This is a genomic window from Streptomyces sp. NPDC026589 (genome assembly GCF_040638385.1).
In the GTDB taxonomy this organism is placed as follows: domain Bacteria; phylum Actinomycetota; class Actinomycetes; order Streptomycetales; family Streptomycetaceae; genus Streptomyces.
The window spans coordinates 1-19751 of record NZ_JBEZYG010000041.1 but is presented as its reverse complement, the minus strand read 5'-3'; the positions used below and the strand labels follow the sequence as shown (position 1 = coordinate 19751).

13 protein-coding genes and 2 pseudogenes are annotated in these 19751 nt (G+C 67.8%); 4 read left to right on the top strand and 11 right to left on the bottom strand.

Going from position 1 to position 19751, the window contains the following annotated elements; all coding sequences use genetic code 11:
- Position 1: 1 nt before the first annotated feature.
- From AB0F29_RS39180 to AB0F29_RS39135, 10 genes and pseudogenes are all read right to left on the bottom strand, one after another.
- Positions 2-1141: a Gfo/Idh/MocA family oxidoreductase gene (locus AB0F29_RS39180; RefSeq protein ID WP_361883087.1), complete on the bottom strand. Its 1140-nt coding sequence runs from the start codon at positions 1139-1141 to the stop codon at positions 2-4.
- 51 nt (positions 1142-1192) lie between these two features.
- A complete protein-coding gene (locus AB0F29_RS39175; RefSeq protein WP_361883084.1) occupies positions 1193-1699 on the bottom strand; it encodes a hypothetical protein in 507 nt (168 codons plus the stop codon).
- A gap of 58 nt (positions 1700-1757) precedes the next feature.
- The gene (locus AB0F29_RS39170) at positions 1758-2630 is read right to left on the bottom strand and encodes a hypothetical protein (RefSeq protein WP_361883081.1); all 873 of its coding nucleotides are present in this window, start codon (positions 2628-2630) and stop codon (positions 1758-1760) included.
- A gap of 135 nt (positions 2631-2765) precedes the next feature.
- On the bottom strand, positions 2766-4565 hold the full coding sequence (locus AB0F29_RS39165; RefSeq protein ID WP_361883078.1) for an ABC transporter ATP-binding protein: 1800 nt from the start codon (positions 4563-4565) through the stop codon (positions 2766-2768).
- Complete coding sequence (locus tag AB0F29_RS39160) at positions 4549-6432, bottom strand: ABC transporter ATP-binding protein (protein ID WP_361883075.1); 1884 nt, start codon at positions 6430-6432, stop codon at positions 4549-4551. The genes AB0F29_RS39165 and AB0F29_RS39160 overlap by 17 nt, the downstream gene beginning before the upstream one ends.
- 499 nt (positions 6433-6931) lie before the next feature.
- On the bottom strand, positions 6932-7165 hold the full coding sequence (locus AB0F29_RS39155) for a hypothetical protein (protein WP_361883072.1): 234 nt from the start codon (positions 7163-7165) through the stop codon (positions 6932-6934).
- Between the two features lie 306 nt (positions 7166-7471).
- Complete coding sequence (locus AB0F29_RS39150) at positions 7472-8791, bottom strand: IS630 family transposase (RefSeq protein WP_361883162.1); 1320 nt, start codon at positions 8789-8791, stop codon at positions 7472-7474.
- A 231-nt stretch (positions 8792-9022) separates the two neighbouring features.
- Positions 9023-9760 (bottom strand): annotated as a pseudogene (locus AB0F29_RS39145) (transposase family protein); the annotation flags it as partial.
- A gap of 371 nt (positions 9761-10131) precedes the next feature.
- A complete protein-coding gene (locus tag AB0F29_RS39140; RefSeq protein ID WP_361883069.1) occupies positions 10132-10587 on the bottom strand; it encodes an Imm1 family immunity protein in 456 nt (151 codons plus the stop codon).
- Complete coding sequence (locus tag AB0F29_RS39135; protein ID WP_361883066.1) at positions 10587-14711, bottom strand: polymorphic toxin-type HINT domain-containing protein; 4125 nt, start codon at positions 14709-14711, stop codon at positions 10587-10589. Before AB0F29_RS39135 ends, AB0F29_RS39140 begins: the two co-directional genes overlap by 1 nt.
- A 396-nt stretch (positions 14712-15107) precedes the next feature.
- Between AB0F29_RS39135 and AB0F29_RS39130 the strand changes: the two genes are divergently transcribed.
- Together AB0F29_RS39130 and AB0F29_RS39125 are read left to right on the top strand one after the other, a co-directional pair.
- Positions 15108-15512 (top strand): hypothetical protein, encoded by a 405-nt coding sequence (locus AB0F29_RS39130; RefSeq protein ID WP_361883063.1) that lies wholly within the window; start codon positions 15108-15110, stop codon positions 15510-15512.
- A gap of 451 nt (positions 15513-15963) precedes the next feature.
- Positions 15964-17409, top strand: coding sequence for an FG-GAP-like repeat-containing protein (locus AB0F29_RS39125; RefSeq protein ID WP_361883159.1), 1446 nt, complete (start codon positions 15964-15966; stop codon positions 17407-17409).
- 134 nt (positions 17410-17543) lie between these two features.
- On the opposite strand, the gene AB0F29_RS39120 is transcribed toward AB0F29_RS39125, so the two are convergent.
- Entirely contained in the window at positions 17544-19049 is a 1506-nt protein-coding gene (locus AB0F29_RS39120; RefSeq protein WP_361883156.1) for an ISL3 family transposase, read from the bottom strand.
- A 91-nt stretch (positions 19050-19140) separates the two neighbouring features.
- Here AB0F29_RS39120 and AB0F29_RS39115 point away from each other — a divergent pair, with 91 nt between their 5' ends.
- A complete protein-coding gene (locus tag AB0F29_RS39115) occupies positions 19141-19584 on the top strand; it encodes a transposase (protein WP_361883060.1) in 444 nt (147 codons plus the stop codon).
- 51 nt (positions 19585-19635) lie between these two features.
- A pseudogene (locus AB0F29_RS39110) lies at positions 19636-19751 on the top strand (IS5/IS1182 family transposase); the annotation flags it as partial.

The following is a 19751-nucleotide window of genomic DNA, read 5'->3' as shown; positions in this document are numbered from 1 at the left end:
CTCAGGCCCCCGCGGATACGGACGCCGCCGGTTCGGGGAGCCGCCAGGCCGCCAGCGCCTCGGCCACGTGGGGCGGGGCGTCGCGAGCCGCGTCGTGCGCGGCGGCGGCCAGCACGTCCGCGACCAGGACCCGGTGTCCGCCGCGCGCGGCCGCCACCGCGGCATGGGGCATCGCGGTGCTCAGCAGGTTGTTCCGGCACGCGCCCCAGGGTTCGGAGCCGGTACGCAGCGCGGTGAGGAAGTCGTCCAGCACCTCTCGCAGCCCCCCGGGCTCCTGGGCCACTGTCCCGTCGGTGTGCTCGGTCGGGTCCTCGCCCCCGGTGGCAGCCTCCTGGACCGTGACGGTCGTACCGTCCCAGCGGACGGAACCCCGCTCCGCGCTGACACGCCAGTGGCCGTTCCAGGACGTCTCCAGGCCGGGGCTGCACCAGCTTCCCGTATAGGCGAACCGAGTCCCGCCGTCGAACGTGAAGGTGGCACAGGCGCCCGCGGCCCCCGCGTACCAGCTCCACGGCGGGTTGAACTCCTCGCACTGCACGGACAGCGGGACGCCACCCGCCAGGTCACGCGCGGTGTCGAAGGCGTGCACGGCCATGTCGAGCAGCAGGGGATGAGCCATGCTGTCGCGGAAACCGCCGAACCGCGGGGCGCGCAGGAACTCGCAGCTGATCAGGCCCACGGAACCCAGCCGCCGCACCTGCTCCCGTACGTACGTGAGTTGGGGGTGGTGATAGCGGTTCTGGGCGACCATCAGGAACACGCCGGTGGTGCTCGACAGCGCCGTCAGCTGTACGGCCTGCGGCAGCGTCGCGGCGAGGGGCTTCTCGCTGAGCACAGGCAGCGCCGCCTCCAGCGCCTCCAGAGAGAGGGCGTGGTGGGCGTCGGGCGAGGCGGTGTTGATCACGAAGTCGGCGGCCGTGTCGTGGGCCAGCGGCAGGAGCCGTGCCGCGATCGGAACCTGGCGGTTGCCGGTCCGAATCGCCGCGCCGAGGGCCCGGCGTTCGTCGAGGTCGACGAGGCCGGCCAGAGTGACGCCGGGATGGGCGGCGAGGGTCCTGAGCCAGGCCAGGCCCATCTGGCCGGTGCCCACCAGAAGGGCTCGTAGAGGTCGTCCGTCGTATGTCGTTCCGGTCCGTGGCATGTCGGTTTCCTCCGGGAGCTAGAGCGAGGCGGCGCCGGGCCGCAGGGAATCTCAGCTGATGTGATCTCCGAAGCCGGGGGCGATGCGCAGGGCCTCCTGGAGGGCGGCGACGCCGGGCGAGCCCGCGCCGTACAGGTCCTCGTCGCGGCATTCCAGCAGGCGCAGCTCCGTACGCCCTGTCGTGTGGTGCCGCCAGGCGGGGGCGTGCGCCCGGCCCGTTCCGGGGAGGTCGTCGGTGAACAGGACGGTGACGGGCAACCGCAGCGCGTCCGAGACAGCGGGCGGCGCCGCGTTCGCGATCACCAGGTGGTCCAGGCCGAGGGCCTGGGCGGAGCGGCACAGCGCGAGCGCGGCCGCGGCCCGGTCGTGCGCGGCGAAGACGGCGCTGGGACGGAAGGGCGGCAGCCGGGTCAACTCTTGGGTGTAGTGGGCGGCTTGCGCACCGGCGGCAGCTCCTTCTGCGGCCGGCCTCAGCACATGGCACCGGGCACGCCCACCGAGGACGGCGGCCCAACGCCCGTAGGAGCGCATCTGGTCGTGGTCGGAGGCCAGGAACACGATGCGTATGTGAGGGTCCGCATCCGGGGGACCGGGGGAGTCGTGGGCCATGGCCGCCTCACACCACCGTCATGGAGACGTCGGTGTGCAGTCCGTGGTGCGTGGCGACAGGTCCGCTCCGGGCACCGAGCCGCAGGAAGAACCGGCTCAGCGCCCGGTCGTCGGGCCAGCTGTCCGCGTCGCACAGGCCCCAGGCCCGGAGGGCCTTGAGCAGGTGCGGGTCCCAGGCCGTCCACCGTCCCGCCACCCGGAACTCGACCCAGGCGTGGGGCATTGCGAACGGGGGGACCACCGTCAGGCCGAAGGAGGGGCGGGCCTCAATCCCGCGGAGGGCCGCCTCCTGAACCAGGAGGGTGGAGGCCAGCATGCAGCAGGCGAGGTTGCTGTCCCGCAGGAAGGCGAGGTCGCGTTCCAGTTCGCGGGGCAGGATCTGGTAGTCCACCTCGCTCAACGTGTCCAGGACAGGTCGCAATTCGGCCGGGACCGACTGGCCGGCGGACGGATCTGCGGGGAGATGGACGCGTGCGTCGCAGCCGTCCAGCACGGCGGTCGCCCCGGCCGTCTCGTGGGCCGCGTCCAGTACGGCGTCGGGCAGGACACGGAAGCCGCACCCGCCCGGATGCCCCGGATAGGGGCAGCGCGGCACGATCCGCAGCTGGTGCCGGCGGGCCTGCCCCGCCGCCTCGGACCGCAGGGCCCGTCCCCACCCCCGCAGCGCGATCCGCCGGGGCGCCCGCAGGCGCAGGCACAGCGACAGATTCGTGCAGTCGATTCCGTCGAGCAGCAGATCCTCGCCCGCACCCGCGTGCGGCAGACCGAGGTCGAGCAGTTCGCCGAGCAGCGACGGGTCGATGCCGTGGTTCACCGCCGCCGACCGGCGTGTCTCGTGGAACCACCGGAAGCGGTCGGGAATGCGGCGTACCCGCTCCACAAGCGACGCGATATCAGGGCGCGCACTCACGATTGTCTTGCGCGCCGGGGCGTGGGTTCGGGATATATGAATGGCGTTGCCTCCTGGACCGAGTGCCGAAGAACTTGTCGCTGTAAGGCTGCGCCGACCTCTCCGTCAGCGATAAGCCGCCGCTTGTGTGTGGTAAAGCTGTGCGTAATGCCCGTCCCGCAGCATCAGCTCCTCGTGCGAGCCGTGCTCGACCACGCGCGAACCGTGCAGTACGACAATGGTGTCCGCCATCCGCACCGTCGAGAAACGGTGGGAGACCAGCAGCGTGATCTGGCCGCGCTCCCGGGAGTCGGGCTGCCGGACCGCGGCCGCGTACCGGTCGAACAGGGCGTGCTCGGTCTCCGCGTCCAGGGCCGAACTGGGTTCGTCCAGGACGAGCAGCAGCGGGGACGTCCGCATCAGGCTGCGGGCCAGGGCGATCTTCTGCCACTGGCCGTGCGAGAGATCGGCGCCGTCGGTCCAGGTCGCACCGAGCTGGGTGGCCAGACCGTCCGGCAGCTTGGCGACGACGTCCGAGGCGCCGGCGCGTACGACGGCGCCGGTCACGGCGTCGTGATCGTCCACCCGCGCCAGATCGCCCACGCCGACCGACAGCTGCGCTGGATACTCGAAGCGGAAGAAGTCCTGGAACGCCCCGGAGAGCCTGCCCCGCCACTCGTCGGGCGCCATGCGCGCCAAGTCCTCGCCGTCCACGGTGATCCGGCCCGCGTCGGGACGGTAGAAGCCGCACAACAGCTTGACCAGGCTGGACTTCCCTGCACCGTTCTCGCCCACGACCGCCACCACCCCGCCAGCCGGCAGACGCAGGTCGACATCCTCCAGCACGAGCTTCTCGGTGCCCGGGTAGCGGAAGCTGACGCTGTGCAACTCGATTCCCCGCGACAGCCGGTCCGGGGCGGGCCTGTCGGCCCGGCCGCGCGCCGCTTCGGCGAAGTCCTCCAGCCACGCCAGCCGGCGCGAGCCGTCCAGCCAGATGGTCCGGAAGAAGTGCGTCTGGCTGACGGTCTGCGCCACGTAGTCCGCCAGCCGACTGCCGGCGGTCAGTACCAGCATGACCGAGCCCGCTGCGGCGACCCCGTCCTGGGCCACCGTCGCCACGGCGCCCATCAGCGCCGCCCCGAACAGCGCCAGTGCTCCCGCCTGCCACGCTCCGCTGCGGCGGCGGGCCCGGGCCAGCGGCCGGTACGCCTTCGCCCAGGCGGCGCGGCGCCCGGTCCGCAGGCGCTGTTCCATCCGCGACACCCGGACCTCACGGCCGGGCCCGGCCGTTGTGCCCAGCAGGAACAGATGCCGGGACAGACGCCGATCCTGGGCGCCCGCCTCCTCGACCGTCCTCTCCTTGCCGGCGCACCAGTTGGAGACCAGGACCGAGGGAACGGCGAACACGCCGAGCAGGACGAACGCCGGATGCACCGACGTCAGCAGGGCCAGTGTGACGACCACCCGCAGCACCGCGCCCGTCACCGAGAACAGCTGCTGGTAAAGCTCGCTCAGAGCGGGCGCGTGGTCGCGCAGCAGGGTGAGGCGGTCCAGGTAGTCCTCGCGTTCGTGGTGCTCCAGGGTGCCTACCTCCGACTGCAGACGAACCACGTGGGCCTCGACCCGTGCAGCGGCACGGTCGGTGAACCGGCGGTTGAGCCGTTCGCTCACCACGTCGAGTAGCCAGCCCGCCGTCGCCAGCGCTGCCAAGGCGAACGCGGCGACGGCGATGTTGCTCTGGGACCGGTCCACGACCCCGTTCACCAGCGAGGCCAGCGCCACGGCGAACAGGGCGTCCGGCAGCGCCGCCGCCACTGTGGTGGCACCGGCGACCACGATCAGCCGGGGCTCCGCGCGGTACCCCAGGCGCAGCGAGCGGCCCAGCGACCTTGCTGCGGGCGGCAGTTGCTCAGCGGGTGACGACATCGTGATCCCCCTCCTCCGGAGTCCCGTCCGGCTTCGGCGTCTCGTCGAACTGCGCGGCCTGCAGGGTGAACATCTCGTGGTAGCGGCCCCTGGCCGCCATCAGCTCGTCGTGACTGCCCAGTTCGACCACCCGCCCGCGTTCGAGTACGCAGATCCGGTCGGCATGGCGCACGGTGGAGAACCGGTGGGAGATCAGCACTGTCGTCCGCCCCCGGGTCGCGCGCAGGACGCGGTCGAAGACCTCGGTCTCACCCCGTACGTCGAGCTGGGCGGTGGGCTCGTCCAGGATGACCAGACCCGCGCCCTGCTCCACCGCGCACACCGCGCGAGCCAGTGCGATGCGCTGCCACTGGCCGCCCGAGACGTCCGTACCGCCCCGATAGCCACGCGCCATGATCGTGTCCAGTTCCGCGATGCCCTCCGCGCCGGCGGCCGCCAGCGCGGCCTCTATCTGTGCGTCCGTGGCCCCCCGCGGTGCGACGTTGTCACGCAGCGGCAGCTCGTAGCGGATGAAGTCCTGGAACACGGCGGTCACCCGGCCGCGCCAGGACGCGACCTCGAACTCCCTCAGGTCGGTCCCGTCCGCCTCGATCCGTCCGCCCGTCGGGTCGTACAGCCGGCAGAGCAGCTTGACCAGGGTCGTCTTGCCCGCCCCATTGAGTCCGACGACGGCGAGGGAGGTCCCGGCCTCGATGGTCAGATCGACTCCGTCCAGCACCGGGTGGGACTCGCCCGGGTAGCTGAAGTGAACGTTTTCGAGGACCAGTTGGGTCGACGGGAGCGCCTCGGCGGAACGCCGCTGGGTGGGCAGGCGGCCCATCGGCGCCGCCTCCCGCTCGATCCGCAGCACCGCCGCGACGGCCGCGGCGCCCGCGGGCAGCGCCCAGTTGAGCCCGCCGAAGGCCAGCAGCATGGCGCCGATCGCGGCCTGCGCGAAGACGACGACCTGGCCCGCGCCGAGGTCTCCGGAGACCGCGTCCCGTGCCAGCAGCCAGAACACGAGCCCGTTGGCGACGAACAGCACGGCGAGCGCGCGGTGCAGGGGACGCAGGCGCAACCGGGTGTCGGCCCAGCGCAGATCCACCAGCCTGCGTCGGTCGGCGGCGAAACGGGCGACCGTCCACTCACTCAGCCCGAACAGCCGCAACTCCTTGGCGGCGGGCGGATCCACGCCCAGCCGGTAGCCGTACTCCGCCCGTCGCTGCGCCGCTATCACCTCCGGGCTGTCGCGGTCCCACACCGCACTGTCGCGCAGCCACCAGTGGGTGGAGATCCACGCGGTGGCGACCAGGACGGCCGCCCACCAGTGGTAGCCCACGAGCACGGCGGCCTGGGCGAGCCCGGCCGTCGCCTCCACCAGCCCGGCGGAGATAAATCCCATGGCCAGCGTGAGCGGGGGTCCGGCCATGCCGAGGTCGAAGTCGCGCGCCAGGGTGAAGTCGTCGGTCAGCCGCGGCGATTCGAGGTGGGCGACGCCGTCGGGCACGGTGGTGGCGCGCAGCAGCGTGTCGTGCAGCCACGAGGAGAGGTGCTCGCCCAGATTGGCGCTGACCTGGGCGTGCACGGGCGCCATCACCTGGATCGAGAGGAAGACCGCCGTCAGGGTGAGGAGCGCCGGTCCGGGCGACCTCCCGTGCCGGACGGCGTCCACGAGCAGTCCGACCGCCAGCGTGAACGCCGCCGGAAGCAGCCCGCGGAGCACCACCATCGCCCACCAGAGCGCGGCCAGGCCGCGGTGTGCCCGGGGCAGGACGGCGAAGAACTGGTACTCAGGGCGCGTACGCGCTTTCGCGAGTACGGCGCCGAGGGCGAACCGGCCGCCACCCTTCGGATCTTCGGGGTCGCTCGCTTGTGTGGTCGCTGTCACAGAGACGTGTCTCCGATTTTGTTCGTCCCGTTGCGGGGACGTCGTGTAGGCGGACAGGAGTCATGTGGGATCGGCGAACACCACGCTGCGCGCCGTCGGTCGGTCATGGCGAAGCGGTCCCGACGGCGCCGGAGGTTTTACGGCGGGATGCCACGGCATCAGATCGGGAGGACGAGGGAGAGGACGAGAGAGGGGGGAGCTTCGTCGTGCTCAAGGTCGGTGTGCTCGACGTTCCTGTGCTGTCCGATCACCGTGCAGGACCTCACCCAACCCGGGAGACCTCGCTGCGGACCCGCACCGATGATCCAACAGACTATTAGGTAACCTTCCTTATAGAGCTCAGCGTTGACACTAGGTTTGTTAATGATCGCGCGTCAACACCGCCGTCATGAGATTCGGTCTCCCCCCAAGGTCCCCCCGACGCGTCCCCGACGGTCGTCGGTCGGTCGCATGGCGGTCACCCTGTCCCTTCCCGGCTCTCAGTGGCGACCGGTCGGATTCACCCCTCGGTTACGCCCGGCTGGACCGGGGAGCCGCTCAGTTCGCTGTCGCGCAGGCCTGTACGGTCCTCGCCGGCCCGCGCGAGACCGAGCAGATGTATGGGATCACCGTCGATCCGCAGGGTGATGCCGCTGCCCGTCAACTTGTGCAGTCGGCCGTTCAGTATCTGCTGCCCGAGGCGGTGACGGGCCTGCTCGACCTCGCAGTGGACGGGGTTGGAATCTGGGTCCACTGCCTCCCCCGGAGTTCTCCGGTTTCGCTGGATGCCGGCTGTGACACGCGAAGCCCCAGCGCGTCGCCCCGGCTGTGAGCCCCCGACCAGATGCGACAGCAGCCTAAACGCGTGAGGACCGGAAGGTACGGGCAGCCGCCGGACACGCCGCGTTGCCGCCTCAGAGGTGCGCCGACGCGTGTAGGTAACGACACTTGCTCCACGTGTCTGTCCGGATTCCGCACTACTGCCCTCTGCTGAACGCGGGTTGACTCAGACCTTCGCCCAATGCTGGGCTCTAGTGTGATGCGCCGGAAATCCTGAGGGTTAGTTCTGCTCTGTTTTTTGGCCGGTGGTTCCGACCTTGGTGAGGTAGTCGGCGAGGGAGTTGAGGATCTCGTCGGCTGTCTTGGTCCAGGTGAAAGGCCGAGGGTTCTCGTTCCAGGTGTCGATCCACGCAGTGATGTCGTCCTCCAGGGCCTTCACGGACCTGTGGACGCCGCGGCGGATGAGCTTGTCGGTCAGCAGGCCAAACCACCGCTCCACCTGGTTCATCCAAGAGGAGCCGGTGGGGGTGAAATGGACGTGGAAGCGGGGGTGTCTGCCGAGCCACGTCCGGATCTCGGCGGTGTCGTGGGTGGCGTAGTTGTCACAGACCAAATGCACGTCGAGTCCGGCGGGCACCGCCTTGTCGATCCGGATCAGGAATTTCTTGAACTCGATCGCCCGGTGGCGGCGGTGCAGTGCCGATATGACGGTGCCGTCGGCGATGTTGAAGGCGGCGAACAGGCTGGTGATGCCGTGCCTCAGATAGTCGTGGGTGCGGCGCTCGGGCATGCCCGGCATCATCGGCAGCACCGGCTGGGACCGGTCCAGCGCCTGGATCTGGCTCTTCTCGTCCACGCAGAGCACGACCGCCTTCTCGGGCGGGTGGTGGTACAGGCCGACAACGTCGACGACCTTGGCGACGAACTGCGGGTCGGTGGACAGCTTGAAGGAGCCCTGCAGGTGGGGCTTGAGGTCGAACCGTTTCCAGATTCGCCCGATCGTCGACTTCGACAGGCCGGTGCGCCGGGCCATCGAGGCCCGCGACCAGTGCGTGTCCTGGCCCGGGACCGACTCCAGGGTGGCCACGACGACCTCCTCGACCTGGTCGAGGAGGATCGAAGGCGGCCTGCCCGAGCGCGGCTCGTCCTGCAGACCATCGAGGCGCTTCGCGATGAACCGGGCCCGCCAGCGGTCCACGGTCGACCTGTCGATACCGAGGTCGGCCGCAGCCTGCTGGTTCGTCCCGTCCTCCGCGCAGCGCAGCACGATCCTGGCTCGCAACGCGAGGAACTGGGCGGTCTTGGCCCGCCGCGCCCACTGCTGCAGCTGCCCGCGCTCAGCATCGTCGAGGATCAGGTCGGCCTTCGGCCGGCCGATCCAGCCGGCGTCCTCAAGCCCGGCCATCCGTTCCGCCGTGAAAGCCCGACGCCACTTGCCGACCGTCTTGGCCTGGACACCCACGAGCCGTGCGACACCCGCGTTTGACATGCCGTCAGCACACGCCAGGATGATGCGGGCCTTCTCAGCCGATCGCCGGTGCGGCACCTCTGTCCGGCGCAACAACTCGGCACGCTCGGCCTCGGACAACGTGATCACCACAGCAGAAGGCCCCGAATACGTCATGACAACAGGGTACTTACTAACCCTCAGGATTTCCGGCGCATCACACTAGGTGTATTGATCACGAGCGTTGTTAACGCCGACCGGGCTTGATCATGGCGAAGGGCGACACCTCCACCGGCCCGGCCTGGTACGCCACGCCCACTGTCGCCCACGCGGTGGAGCTCGGCTTCGAGGTCGCGCCGATCGAGGCGTACGTCCGCACGCAGGCCGCTCCAGGGTGAGGATGGCCTTGGCGATTGACGTCATGCGGTTGGGGCTGCATCGGGACCTGCGGAAGATGCGCCAGGACTTCAGGCGGGCGACGCCGCCGACGGGTGCGCATGCTGCGGCCAGGGCTCGGTTGCGGGTCTTCTCGGTGGTGGTGAGTTCCCGTAGGGGTCTGCGTTTGATGCCGGTGGTCAGCCACGGGCCGGCGCCCTGGTAGGCGAGATCGGCCAGGATCGGGACGCCCTGGCGCTCGCAGATCCGGATGAACCGATGGGTGCGGGCGGCGGTCAGGTCGTGGGTGCGGCCCGGCAGGGCGGGCGAGAGCCACAGCAGCCGGCCGTCGGGATCGGTGAGGACCTGTACGTTCACGCCGTGGCGTCGGTGCTTGTGGGAGTAATCCGCCCGGCCGTCGCCGACCCGGTCGCATTCGGCGAGCGTCCCGTCGAGCAGGACAAAGTCGGGGTCGTGCTCGCGCAGCGTCTTCAGCAGGCCCGGTGCACGGGCGGCGAGCAGGTCCACGACCGCGGTGGTGTAGGCATGCGCGGTGGACTCGCTGATCCCGAACCCGGCAGCGATCTTCGCCAAAGTGGTGTGTTCGCGCAGGTACACCAGTGCCACCATCGCGCGCTGTGACGGGCGGAGCTTGCAGCGCCGGTCGCCCTCACGGGTGACGGTCAGCATGGTCACCCATTCCACGAGTGCGTGCGGCAGGTCAAGTGCGGCAGGATGGACGACCAACGAGGCCCCCGAGCAACGTGGTTGAGACGTCAGACATCTCAATCAACAGCTCGGGGGCCTCGCTCGTTGCGATTCACGGCCCGCCACCCGATCGGTGGCCAACTCGAAGAGGCTCAGGACCGGCTTTTCCCTCGTCAGCAGCTGCTATCGCTGATGGTAAGGAAGATGGTGACGCCAGCGAAGGCACCCGCACCGGCTTGATTCAGCAGGATCAGCGGGCGGCCTTCTTCTGTAGGCCCCATAGTGGCATTTGCCGTGTGCGCGTTTAGGCTTGTTTCAGAGGGTGACCGAATCGACCCGCAGAGCACATATGGGACAGCCCTTAGGATTCCCTGCCTATCGGAGCATCCACGACAGCTATCAACTTGTGACTACTGATCGTGATACCCGGCTACATCCCAGTCGACGCAGTTAGGGCGCCTTCCGCCGGATGCAACGAACTCTTTGGCGACTTCCCGTACTTTCTCGATCGGGATTTCTGAAAACAATGGAAAGTCGAAGGAGCTGCCATTTTGGCAGTAGTACACAGGGCCTCGGCCTAGTTCGTGGTTCCCGACTGAAACCACGTTTGGCTCTTCGCAGCCCCCGTCGGCCGATGACACAACACCAGCCTCTCGGTCTTCGCGAACTCCAATGATGAAGGAGTGGTCAAAGATTCCGGAGGGAAGACGGGGACGGTCCAGCGAGTACATTTGGGCGGCACATTCGGTGATGTCGCTCTCTAGGAGAATGTTGATCATTTCGTCAACATCTTCGGGAGTGATTAGAATCCTAGGATTCTCGATGTGCTCGCGGCGAAACACCGCCGCAATTCCGTGCATCGTCATTATTGCCTATTCCCTCTTCTGGGGCTACCGCTACCGTAGGTGTGCGACTCGAAGCCACCCTTGCCGTCCGGCCAGTGTACCGTGAGCGACTTATTGCCGAGCAAGGCGTTGAGCACCTGGTCGCATCCGAGACCTCCCATGTCCACGCACGGGCCTGCCGGATTGTTGATGACTATTTCAGCTCTGTCGATCCCATCTTCCAGCATGAGACCTGCGAACTTCTGCTCCACATGGTCCGCGCGATCCGAATTGTACGTGTGACCCAGTTTATCCTTGAGCCTCTTGTTGACTGCGTCTATGAGTCGTCTGTGGGCAGGGTCTCTACCGCTCGCGAGGTCGAGAATGAATCCATCCTCATCCATGTAAGAGCCCGTGGTCTGCCCTCCGTCGAACTTGGGGAGGCTAGCCCCTACGGCTTGCGGGTCGAACTCAAGGCAGTTGTGGACGAGGATGGGGGTGTTGCCTGCCAGTACGTAGTAGGTGTGAACGCCTGCTACGGACAGGTTGTATGTGGTTGCTGAAAGCTGGTAGGGCCGATTCTTCAGAACATGGACTTGCTTGCCACTGTCAGCGGTGCGAAGGGTCATTCCCTTCCGGAGGTCTGCCGAATTGATCCAGGCATTCTCGGACGGCGACCAGAAAGGGTGCTCGTATGTTGGGTTCAGTGTCTCAGGGCCATTGGGGGTGGCAATCGTGAGTTCGTTGAACCACTTGTCATCCTTGGTGATGACCTGTCGGGTGACCTGCCTGATGCTGGTGTTGCCTGTGGCAGGGTCGGTGGCGACGACCTGGTCGTTGGGCTGGACGTTCTCGATGTTCTTGGTGCTTCCGCCTGCCATGAGGACTTTGGTGCCGGCAAGGAAGCATGCGGGGCATTTGGGCTTGCGGAGGCGGACCTTTTGTGCGACTTCTTCGAGCTTGTCCAGCTTGCGGAGCTTGAGGATCTTGCCCGCGGGGATGACCTCGGCGAACGCTATGGCGCATTGCGTGAACGCAGGGTCGTTGAGGCAGTCGAGTACTCCCTGGATTCCAGAGATCTCGAGGGCGAGATCCCGCAGGAATTGAGGCATCTCAATTCCTGCGATGATAGCTTCGTCGCCGTTCCGCTTTACGCAGTTCAGGAAGGCGGCATCTCCCCGTTCGGTGAAGGGTACGTGGCAGGTACGCTTACGCCGGTCCTCTTCTGCCTGCTGTTGACGCTTGAACTCTGCTTCGGCCTGACGTTTGGCTTCCTCGAGTTCCGCTTTGAGTAGCTTCTCGGTTGTGTCCCATGCGGCCTTCTCGTCGGCTGCCGCCTCTTCCTTGCTCTTGTTGGCTGCTATGGCGCTGGCGTGGGCTCTGTCTGCGGACTTGCGGGCCTCGGCGGCGGAGTTGCGGGCGTAGTCGGCGGAGAACTGGGCGCTGAAGGCGGAGGCTTCGGCGTTGTCGGCGTAGTGGTTGGCGTCGGCTGCGGCCGTGCGTGCGGTGGCGGCGGACTGGGTGGCCTTGGCTGCGGATTCTTCAGCTTCTGTGGCTGATTTATTCGCGGCGGCAGCGAACCTGAACGCTTGGGCCTCTGACTCTGTGGCCTTGGCTGCGGCCTTGTTCGCTTCGTCCTCTGCCTTGCGGGCGCGGGCGGCCGCTTGTTGGGCTTTCCAGGCTTGGGCGCGGGCGTTGGCGGCGGAGCGTGCGGTTTCGGCGATGAGTTGGGTTGTCTGTGCCAGGTGGGTAGCCGTCAGCTGGTCCATGCTGTCGGCTTGGTGCTGGCCGTGTTGGATGAAGGTGTGCAGTTCGTCTGCGGAGCCGGACAGTGCGATGCGGGCGGCGGCCTTTACTTCTGGTCCGCCGCTGGAGAGGAGCTGGCCCGCGCGGACGCGCTCGTCGGTGTTGCGTGCGATGTACTGGTCGGCCAGGAGGAACGTTGCGAGCTTCTTGGGATCGTTTTCCTGGAGCAGGGCCTTAGCGGCCTCCTTCACCCCGGGGCCGCCGGTGCTGTGCACCTTTCCGACCTGGATCCGGTATTCCGTGACTGCTGCCTCGAATTGTCCGTGGCGCAGGAACGTTTCGACGTCCTCGTTACTGCCCTTGAGCGCCTGGTCAGCTGCGTCCCGGACAGTCTGGTAGGGGCTGTCCGCGGCAAGCTGTTCGACTTGGAAACGTGTATCGCGGGCGACCGCCTCGTCTCGCCCGGTGCGCAGGTAGAGCACGACGGCGGTGTCGTCGCCGGAGAGAGCGGCAGCGGCGGCTTCCTGGGTCCAGGGGCCGTGGTCGCCGTTCCGCATGGCCTTGACGGCCAGGGCACGTCCCTTGGCCGACAGCGCCTTGAGGTCAGTGTCGGGTTTGGCGGCCTCCTGGTTGAGGCTGCGTGCTTCGTCGTCCAGGGCGTAGATCTGTTTGACGGACTGGGCGATTCTGGCGTTGAGGGCGTCGCGTTCCTTCTTGCGGTTCTCGGCGTTCTCCACTCCGACGGTGGTGCGGTCGGTGAGTTCTTGCTCTTCGGCTGCACGGGCGAGTGTGAAGACCTGTTGAGCGGTGGTAAGTGCCTTCTCGGCTGTGCCGGCGGCGTTGCTCGCTTCGCCAGCGTGCTTCGCGGACTCTGCGGCTGCCTTGGAGGCGTCTCCGGCGTGGTCGGCTGCGGCGTCTGCGGCGTCTGCGGCGTTGCGTGCGTGGGTGGCGGCGGAGCGGGCGGCATCACGGGCTTGGTAGGCCGCAGTGGCGGACTTGCGTGCCAGGGCGCCGGATGCGGTGGCGGCCCGTTGGGCCTCCTTGGCGTGCAGTCGTGCCTGGGCGGCGGCGTTGCGTGCCTCGTCCGAGCTGACCCCTGCCTGTGCGGCGTAACCGTTCGCGGCATCGGCGGCGTCGGCGGCTGCCTTTGCGTTGCCTGCTGCGTTGCCGGCGGCGGTCGCTGCGGCATCGGCGGCATCCGAGGCCTTCCCGGCCTGGTCGGCGGCGGCGGCTGAGTCGTCGGCGAGACCGGCGGCCTTGCGGGCGGCGGCCGCGAGCTTGCGGGCATCGTCCGCTTTGCCCGCGTCCGATGCTGCGGCAGCGGCGGCGGATCGTGCGCGGGAGGCGGCATCGGCTGCCTTCGTTGCCGCGGAGGCTGCTGCGGCGGCGGCGGAGGCAGCGATACGGGAGGCGGCGTTGGCGGCGCGGGCCGCTCCGATGGCGTTGCTGGCTTCAGCAGCCGCGCCGCGGGCGGCCTGGGCGGCGCGGGCGGCGGCGCTGGCGGCGCGGACAGAGTCCTTGCCCGCGGCCTCCCCTTCCTTCACCGCCTCTGCGGCAGCTAGCTTGGCGAGCACGGAGGCGGCCTCTGCGCGTCGAGCGTCTTCGATTGCCTGGTCTGATTCCTTCTGGGCCAGACGGCTGGCGTAGCCGGCCTGTTTTGCCAGCTGGGCCAGGGTGGCCTGTTCCCCGTCACGAGCGCGGGCGACATGCTGGCCTGTGGCGAGGAATTCGGCGACGTCCTGTTCGGTGCCCCTGAGAGCGAGTTTGGCGGCGGCCTTGGTAGCTGGTCCGCCGACGGCCATGATCTGACCGACCTCGACCCGCTGGTCGGTGGCGCGGGCTTCGTACTGGCCCTCGTCGAGAAACTTCTGTACATCTGCCGGGGAGCCGAGGAGAGCAGCCTTCCCAGCGTCGCGCACGCCGTTGCCGCCGGTGCTGATGATCTGGCCGACGCGGACACGCCTGTCCTGTTCCTGCGGCGCCTTCCAGCCGTCGATCAGGAACTGCTCAAGCTCGTCCTGGGATCCGAGCAGGGCCTTCTTGGCCGCTTCCCGTACCCCTATGCCGCCGGTGCTGGCCATCTGGCCTGCCGCGATACGTTCGTCGTGGTACTGAGCCAGGTTCTCCTCGGTCGCGAGGAAGGTGAGGATGTTGTCGTCGGTCCCGGCAAGGGCGGCTTCCGCCGCCTGCCTGACTCCCGGCCCGCCTTCCTCCCAGGCCCGGACGATGTAGTCACGGTCCCACTTGTCCACGCCGATGACAGCGGGTTCCTCGGCAGTCGCGGGGCTGGCCCCCAGGACGCCGGCCAGGACCGACGCCACCAGGGCAAGGGAGACGAATCGGTACGTGCCCCTGCCTTCCGGCAGCTTCCTGCTTCTCACCCCGCTGAAGGGTGATCTGGGACGGGTTGAACGCTTCATGAACTCTCCCTGCGTGACCCCCGTAAGGGCGCAGGACCACACACGCAGGGGTGGGGCAGCACCGCCCGGCCGCAGTCTGGCTGGCAGGCGCCTTCAACGGAGGTTCAGGTCTCGTGATGGTTGCGAACGTGCACGCCTGTCGAATACCGAGGCGGCCGCCTGACCGTACATCAAATGCTCATGTAGTACCTACTGGTAAGTTGCTTTGGCCTCGCCCCATGGGATTGAGGTCAAAGACCAAGCTCGACCCAAAGGTTTGATATGAGAACTCGATCGATGAAGGCAGCGCTGGCCGGGGGACTCGGCTTCCTCGTGCTTGGGGGGACATTCACCTGGCTCGCCACAGCCGATGCCTCCGCCGCAGCAACGGAACCAAGGGCGGCTGCCACAGCTGAAATGCCCTCTCTGGTGGAGGACTTCATCCACCCTGGCGCCGAGCGGATCCTGCAGGACCGCGAGATCGTGCTGAAGCGCGGCGACGGCAACATCATGCTGAAGCCCGGCAACGGCGAGGGAGGCATCAACGCCTGCCTGGGCGCCAAGGAGGTCTTCGTGGAATCCCGCCTGGACAAGCGGGGCTTCTGCTTCGTTACCACCGGCACCACCGGCTACCTCACCATGGAAATCCCGGACACCTTCTTCGTGTGGACCCAGGACCAGCCCATGCAGGCCACGGTCACCGCAGACGGCAAGACGACGGTCTACAAGGCACCCGCGAACGACGTCACCGAGATCGGCGAGACCGACACTCCCGGCGGGGAGAAGCGCTCCGTCCTCGTCGAACTCCGCATCAGCAAATAATCTGGCGTCCTGCTGTGTACGTCGCAGTGCGGCGAGGCAACTCGTCGTCCGAACAGTAGTCGCGTGAGCTTTGATTCTCAGCAGTACGGCCCAAGGAGCCGCTGACACCATAGTCCCCGGCCTACGTATTCGCCGCGCCTCGGCCAGGACATCGCAGTGGTCGCAGGGCGTTCGTACCCCTCGGCCGCGACCGAGGCCGATCGCTACATTGGCCGGACGTACTGTGTGTCAGTTTCTGTGGGCACGAGATGACGACGACGGCATCCTGTTTCGACGACTGCGGGCCCCACCATTCTCTCGGGCTCTGCGTTGCCGGTTGGCGGAACGCTCCGCACCTACCGCCCGATTCATAGGAATCGGTGTTTCACCACCACCATCAGGAAGATGAGAAATGAGGGAATCAAACGTGTCTGCAATACGCACACGAGCAGTGTCGACAGCGGCTCTCGCGATGGTCGTCGCCACGGCCGGTATGCTTGCCGGCGGCCCTGCACAGGCTGGTGTGGGCTCCGCGGCCCCGGACGCTGCGTACGCGTTCACGGCTAAGCTCGACATCGGAGAGGGGGGACAGAGACGCTCCTGCTCCGGGACCCTGGTGGATTCCCAGTGGGTGCTCACCGCTGCCGCCTGTTTCGCTGCGGTTCCGAACGCAGGAACCGGCGTCACGCCCGGCAAGCCCCAGTGGAAGACCACTGCCACCATCGGTCTCGGTGCGAACGGCCATGTGACCGAGGTGGTCGAACTCGTCCCCCGTGACGACCGCGACATGGTCATGGCCCGGCTCTCGCAGCCCGCGACGGGTAAGACCCCCCTGGCCTTGGCGACCACTCCTACTGCCACCGGTGAAACCCTCCAGGGGACCGGCTTCGGCCGTACCAAGACCGAATGGGTGCCCGACGCGGCCCACACCGTCTCATTCAAGGTCGACGACGTTGCCGGTACGGACGTTGCCCTGGTCGGCGCGAGCGCCGATGACGTCCTGTGCAAGGGCGACACCGGCGCCCCCCTGGTGCGGCAGAACCAGGACGGCAGGACCGAACTGGTCGGCGTGGCCTCCCGCTCCTGGCAGGGTGGCTGCCTCGGTGAGAGCGAGACCCGCACCGGCGCGATCGCCGCACGTACGGACGACCTTGCTGAGTGGGTGCGTGCCACGGTCGAAAAGGTGTGGGCGCGGCAGTTGCACCTCGCCGATTTCGACGGCGACGGCAAGGCCGACGCCATGACCCTCGATGCCGTCGACGGTGGCCTGTACGTTCAAGCCGGTGACGGTACGGGCCAGTTCGGGCCCCGCTACAAGGCCGGTTCCGGTTGGTACAACATGCGTCTTCTGGCGGCAGCCGACTTCACCAGCGACAAGAAGGCCGATGTTCTCGCCGTCCAGACCAGCGGGAAGCTGTTCGTCTACCCGGGCAACGGTAAGGGCGGCTTCGGTTCAGCTATTGAGGCCGGATCTGGCTGGAGCGACATGCACCTGCTGACCACCGGTGACTTCACGGCCGACGCCAAGGCCGACATTCTCGCCGTCCACAAGGACGGGAAGCTGTTTTTGTACCCCGGCGATGGCAAGGGGCGCTTCACCGCTCCCTCCCAGGCAGGTTCCGGCTGGGGCGAGATGCGCCTGATCGCCGCCGCGGACTTCACCGGTGACAAGAAGGCCGACGTGCTCGCCGTCCACAGCGGCGGCAAGCTGTTCGTGTATCCGGGCAACGGTGCGGGCGGCTTCGGTTCAGCCATTGAGGCCGGTTCCGGCTGGAGCAAGATGAGCCTGATAGCTGCGGCCGACGTCACCAGCGACGGCCGCAGCGACATCCTCGCCATGAACAACCTCGGCAAGCTGTTCGTCTACCCGGGCAACGGCAAGGGCGGCTTCAACCCGCCCATCACTTCCAACTCCTGACCTATCCCAGTAGCCGGGTGCCCGGCAGCCCACAGCTGCCGGGGCACCTTGCGTACCTGACGTCGGACAGGTCGCAGGGGGGTCTATCAGGAATCAGGCTCTGTCCCGTAGTCGGTGGTGACGGTGGGTGCCTGTCAGGCGAGCAGGATGCGGTGGTGGAGGAGGTCGAATCCGGCGCATCCGTGCATCTGTCTCATGATCCGTTTGGTGCGGGTGTTGACGCCTTCGGTGCGCCCGTTGTGGTAGGGCAGGGTGAGGCCGGCGTTGACGGCGAGCCGGTCAATTTCGAGGCCGTTGGTGAAGCTGTGCAGGTGGGGCAGTGCTGCGGCGCGGGCAGTCGTCATCCACTCGGTGAGCTTCAGGTCGTTTCCCTCGGTCGGCTTCAGCAGGGTGGCGAAGACGTTTATGAGATAGGCGAGTTGGGTCATCTCCGGGCAGGCCGCGGTGATCTTCTCCAGCAGGGCCGTTTCCTTCGGGCGTAGGTTTTCGGGGTCGGTAAGGAGGAGGCGGCCGGCGTGACGCGGTGTGGTGACGGGTCGGTCGCCTTCGGCACGGCCTTGGCTGAGGTAGCGGACCAACAGATTGGCGCTGCCGGTGTAGCCCAGGTCTCGGATCTCGCGCAGCAGGTGGGTGACGGGGACGGCGGGGTCGGCCCGGCGTCGTTCGCGCAGGTGGTCGCGGTAGGGGTCGACGAGGGTCGGCCGGTAGGCGGGGGTGAGGCGCAGGGCCTGGGGTTCGGGCATACGGGCGTAGCGTTTGACGGTGTTCAGGGCCAGGCTGAGGCGGCGGGCGCATTCGAGCAGGCCAACGCCCTGGCCGAGGAGATCGTGGATCTTGTTCCAGCGTTCGCGGGTGGTCTGCTCGCGTATGCCGCCGGGGCGGGACGGGTTGATGGTGGCCCAGCAGCCGGCATGTGCGCGGATTTCGAGCTGGACTTTGTCGCAGAGGTTTCGCCAGAGGTGCCAGCGGTCGCTGACCTGCACCGCGTCGGGCAGAGCACGGCGGACGGCCTCGGCGTAGGTGGCCGATCCGTCCCGGCATACGACCTCGGCACCAGGATGTTCGCGCAGCCACTTCTCCAGGGTGTCCGCGGTGCGGTCGCACAGCACGTCGATCCGCTCGCCAGTCTCGGCGTTGGTCATGATGGTGGCATAGCGGTGACGTCGCTTGAGCGCGAAGTCATCCACTCCGATCACCCGTGGGATCTCCCGCCGGGGCAGCGGCAGGCGCCGCAGGTGGCGCAGCGCGGTACTGCGGGAAACGGGCACGGCCAGCAGGCCGGCCAGGCGGGTCGCCGCCCGACCGCATAACTCCCGTGCCAACTGCGATATCTGGCCCGCCAGCCGAACCGTGCGGCGCTGGTGACGCTCCAGCAGTCCGGGAATCTGCTCGCGGAAGGTCTGTCGCCGGCAGCCCAGGATCGGGCAGGCCAGCCGCCGTACGCGCAGGTGAACGACGACCTGGCGGCCGTCGACCGGCACGTCCGCCACCGTCCGGCGGTGATATCCATGGGCCTTCGCCGTCGGCGATCCGCACACCGGACACGGCACCGCCACATCCCGAGTGCGGGCCGTGACCACCATCGCGTCACCACCATCCGCCACATCCTCGACGACCAGCGCCGAAAGCCCGGAAAACACTGTACCGACAAGGGAGTTGACATCCATCACAAGATTATGATCATGGACGGCTACTCGACGTCACCACCGACTACGGGACAGATCCGCTCGTTTGACAGTCCCCAAGAAGGGCAGCAAGCTGCACGTGCTGTCCGATGCCCAGGGCATCCCGCTCGCCGTCGCCGCGTCCGGCGCGAACATGCACGACAGCCTCGCCCTCAGGCCGCTGATCCGCGGCATACCCGCCATCCGTTCCCGGCGCGGGCCACGGCGGCGCCGACCGGTCAAACTCCGCGCCGACAAGGCATACTTCTCCGCCGAGCACCTCGCCTGGCTGCGGGAACGGGCGGTCACCCCGCGCATCGCCCGGCCTGGCATCGAGTCCGGCGAACGACTCGGCCGGTACCGCTGGAAGATCGAGCGGTCCATCGCCTGGCTCTTTGGCTACCGCCGCCTCACCGTCCGATACGAGCGAAAGGGCTCCCACTTCCTCGCCTTCCTCGGTCTCGCCGCCGCGCTGACCTGCTACAAGAAGCTGGCGAAACTCGCCACGTGAGACAACCTCTAAGACCGTGTCCTATGTGGGGGTTGGCTCGTTGAGCTCGTCATGGGGCGGGGTACGTGGAGCTGGATTGTTCCGGACGGGCTGTGGGAGATCGCGGAGCCGCTGATCCCGCCGTCGAAGGTACGGCCGCAGGGCGGCGGGACGCAGGACACGCCTGA

What these genes read in the sequence shown, in the direction of transcription:
- AB0F29_RS39180 (WP_361883087.1), bottom strand. Translation starts at nt 1,141, where the DNA reads ATGCCACGGACCGGAACGACATACGACGGACGACCTCTACGAGCCCTT.
- AB0F29_RS39125 (WP_361883159.1), top strand. Translation starts at nt 15,964, where the DNA reads ATGGTCGTCGCCACGGCCGGTATGCTTGCCGGCGGCCCTGCACAGGCT.
- AB0F29_RS39130 (WP_361883063.1), top strand. Translation starts at nt 15,108, where the DNA reads ATGCCCTCTCTGGTGGAGGACTTCATCCACCCTGGCGCCGAGCGGATC.
- AB0F29_RS39140 (WP_361883069.1), bottom strand. Translation starts at nt 10,587, where the DNA reads ATGACGATGCACGGAATTGCGGCGGTGTTTCGCCGCGAGCACATCGAG.
- AB0F29_RS39135 (WP_361883066.1), bottom strand. Translation starts at nt 14,711, where the DNA reads ATGAAGCGTTCAACCCGTCCCAGATCACCCTTCAGCGGGGTGAGAAGC.
- AB0F29_RS39165 (WP_361883078.1), bottom strand. Translation starts at nt 4,565, where the DNA reads ATGTCGTCACCCGCTGAGCAACTGCCGCCCGCAGCAAGGTCGCTGGGC.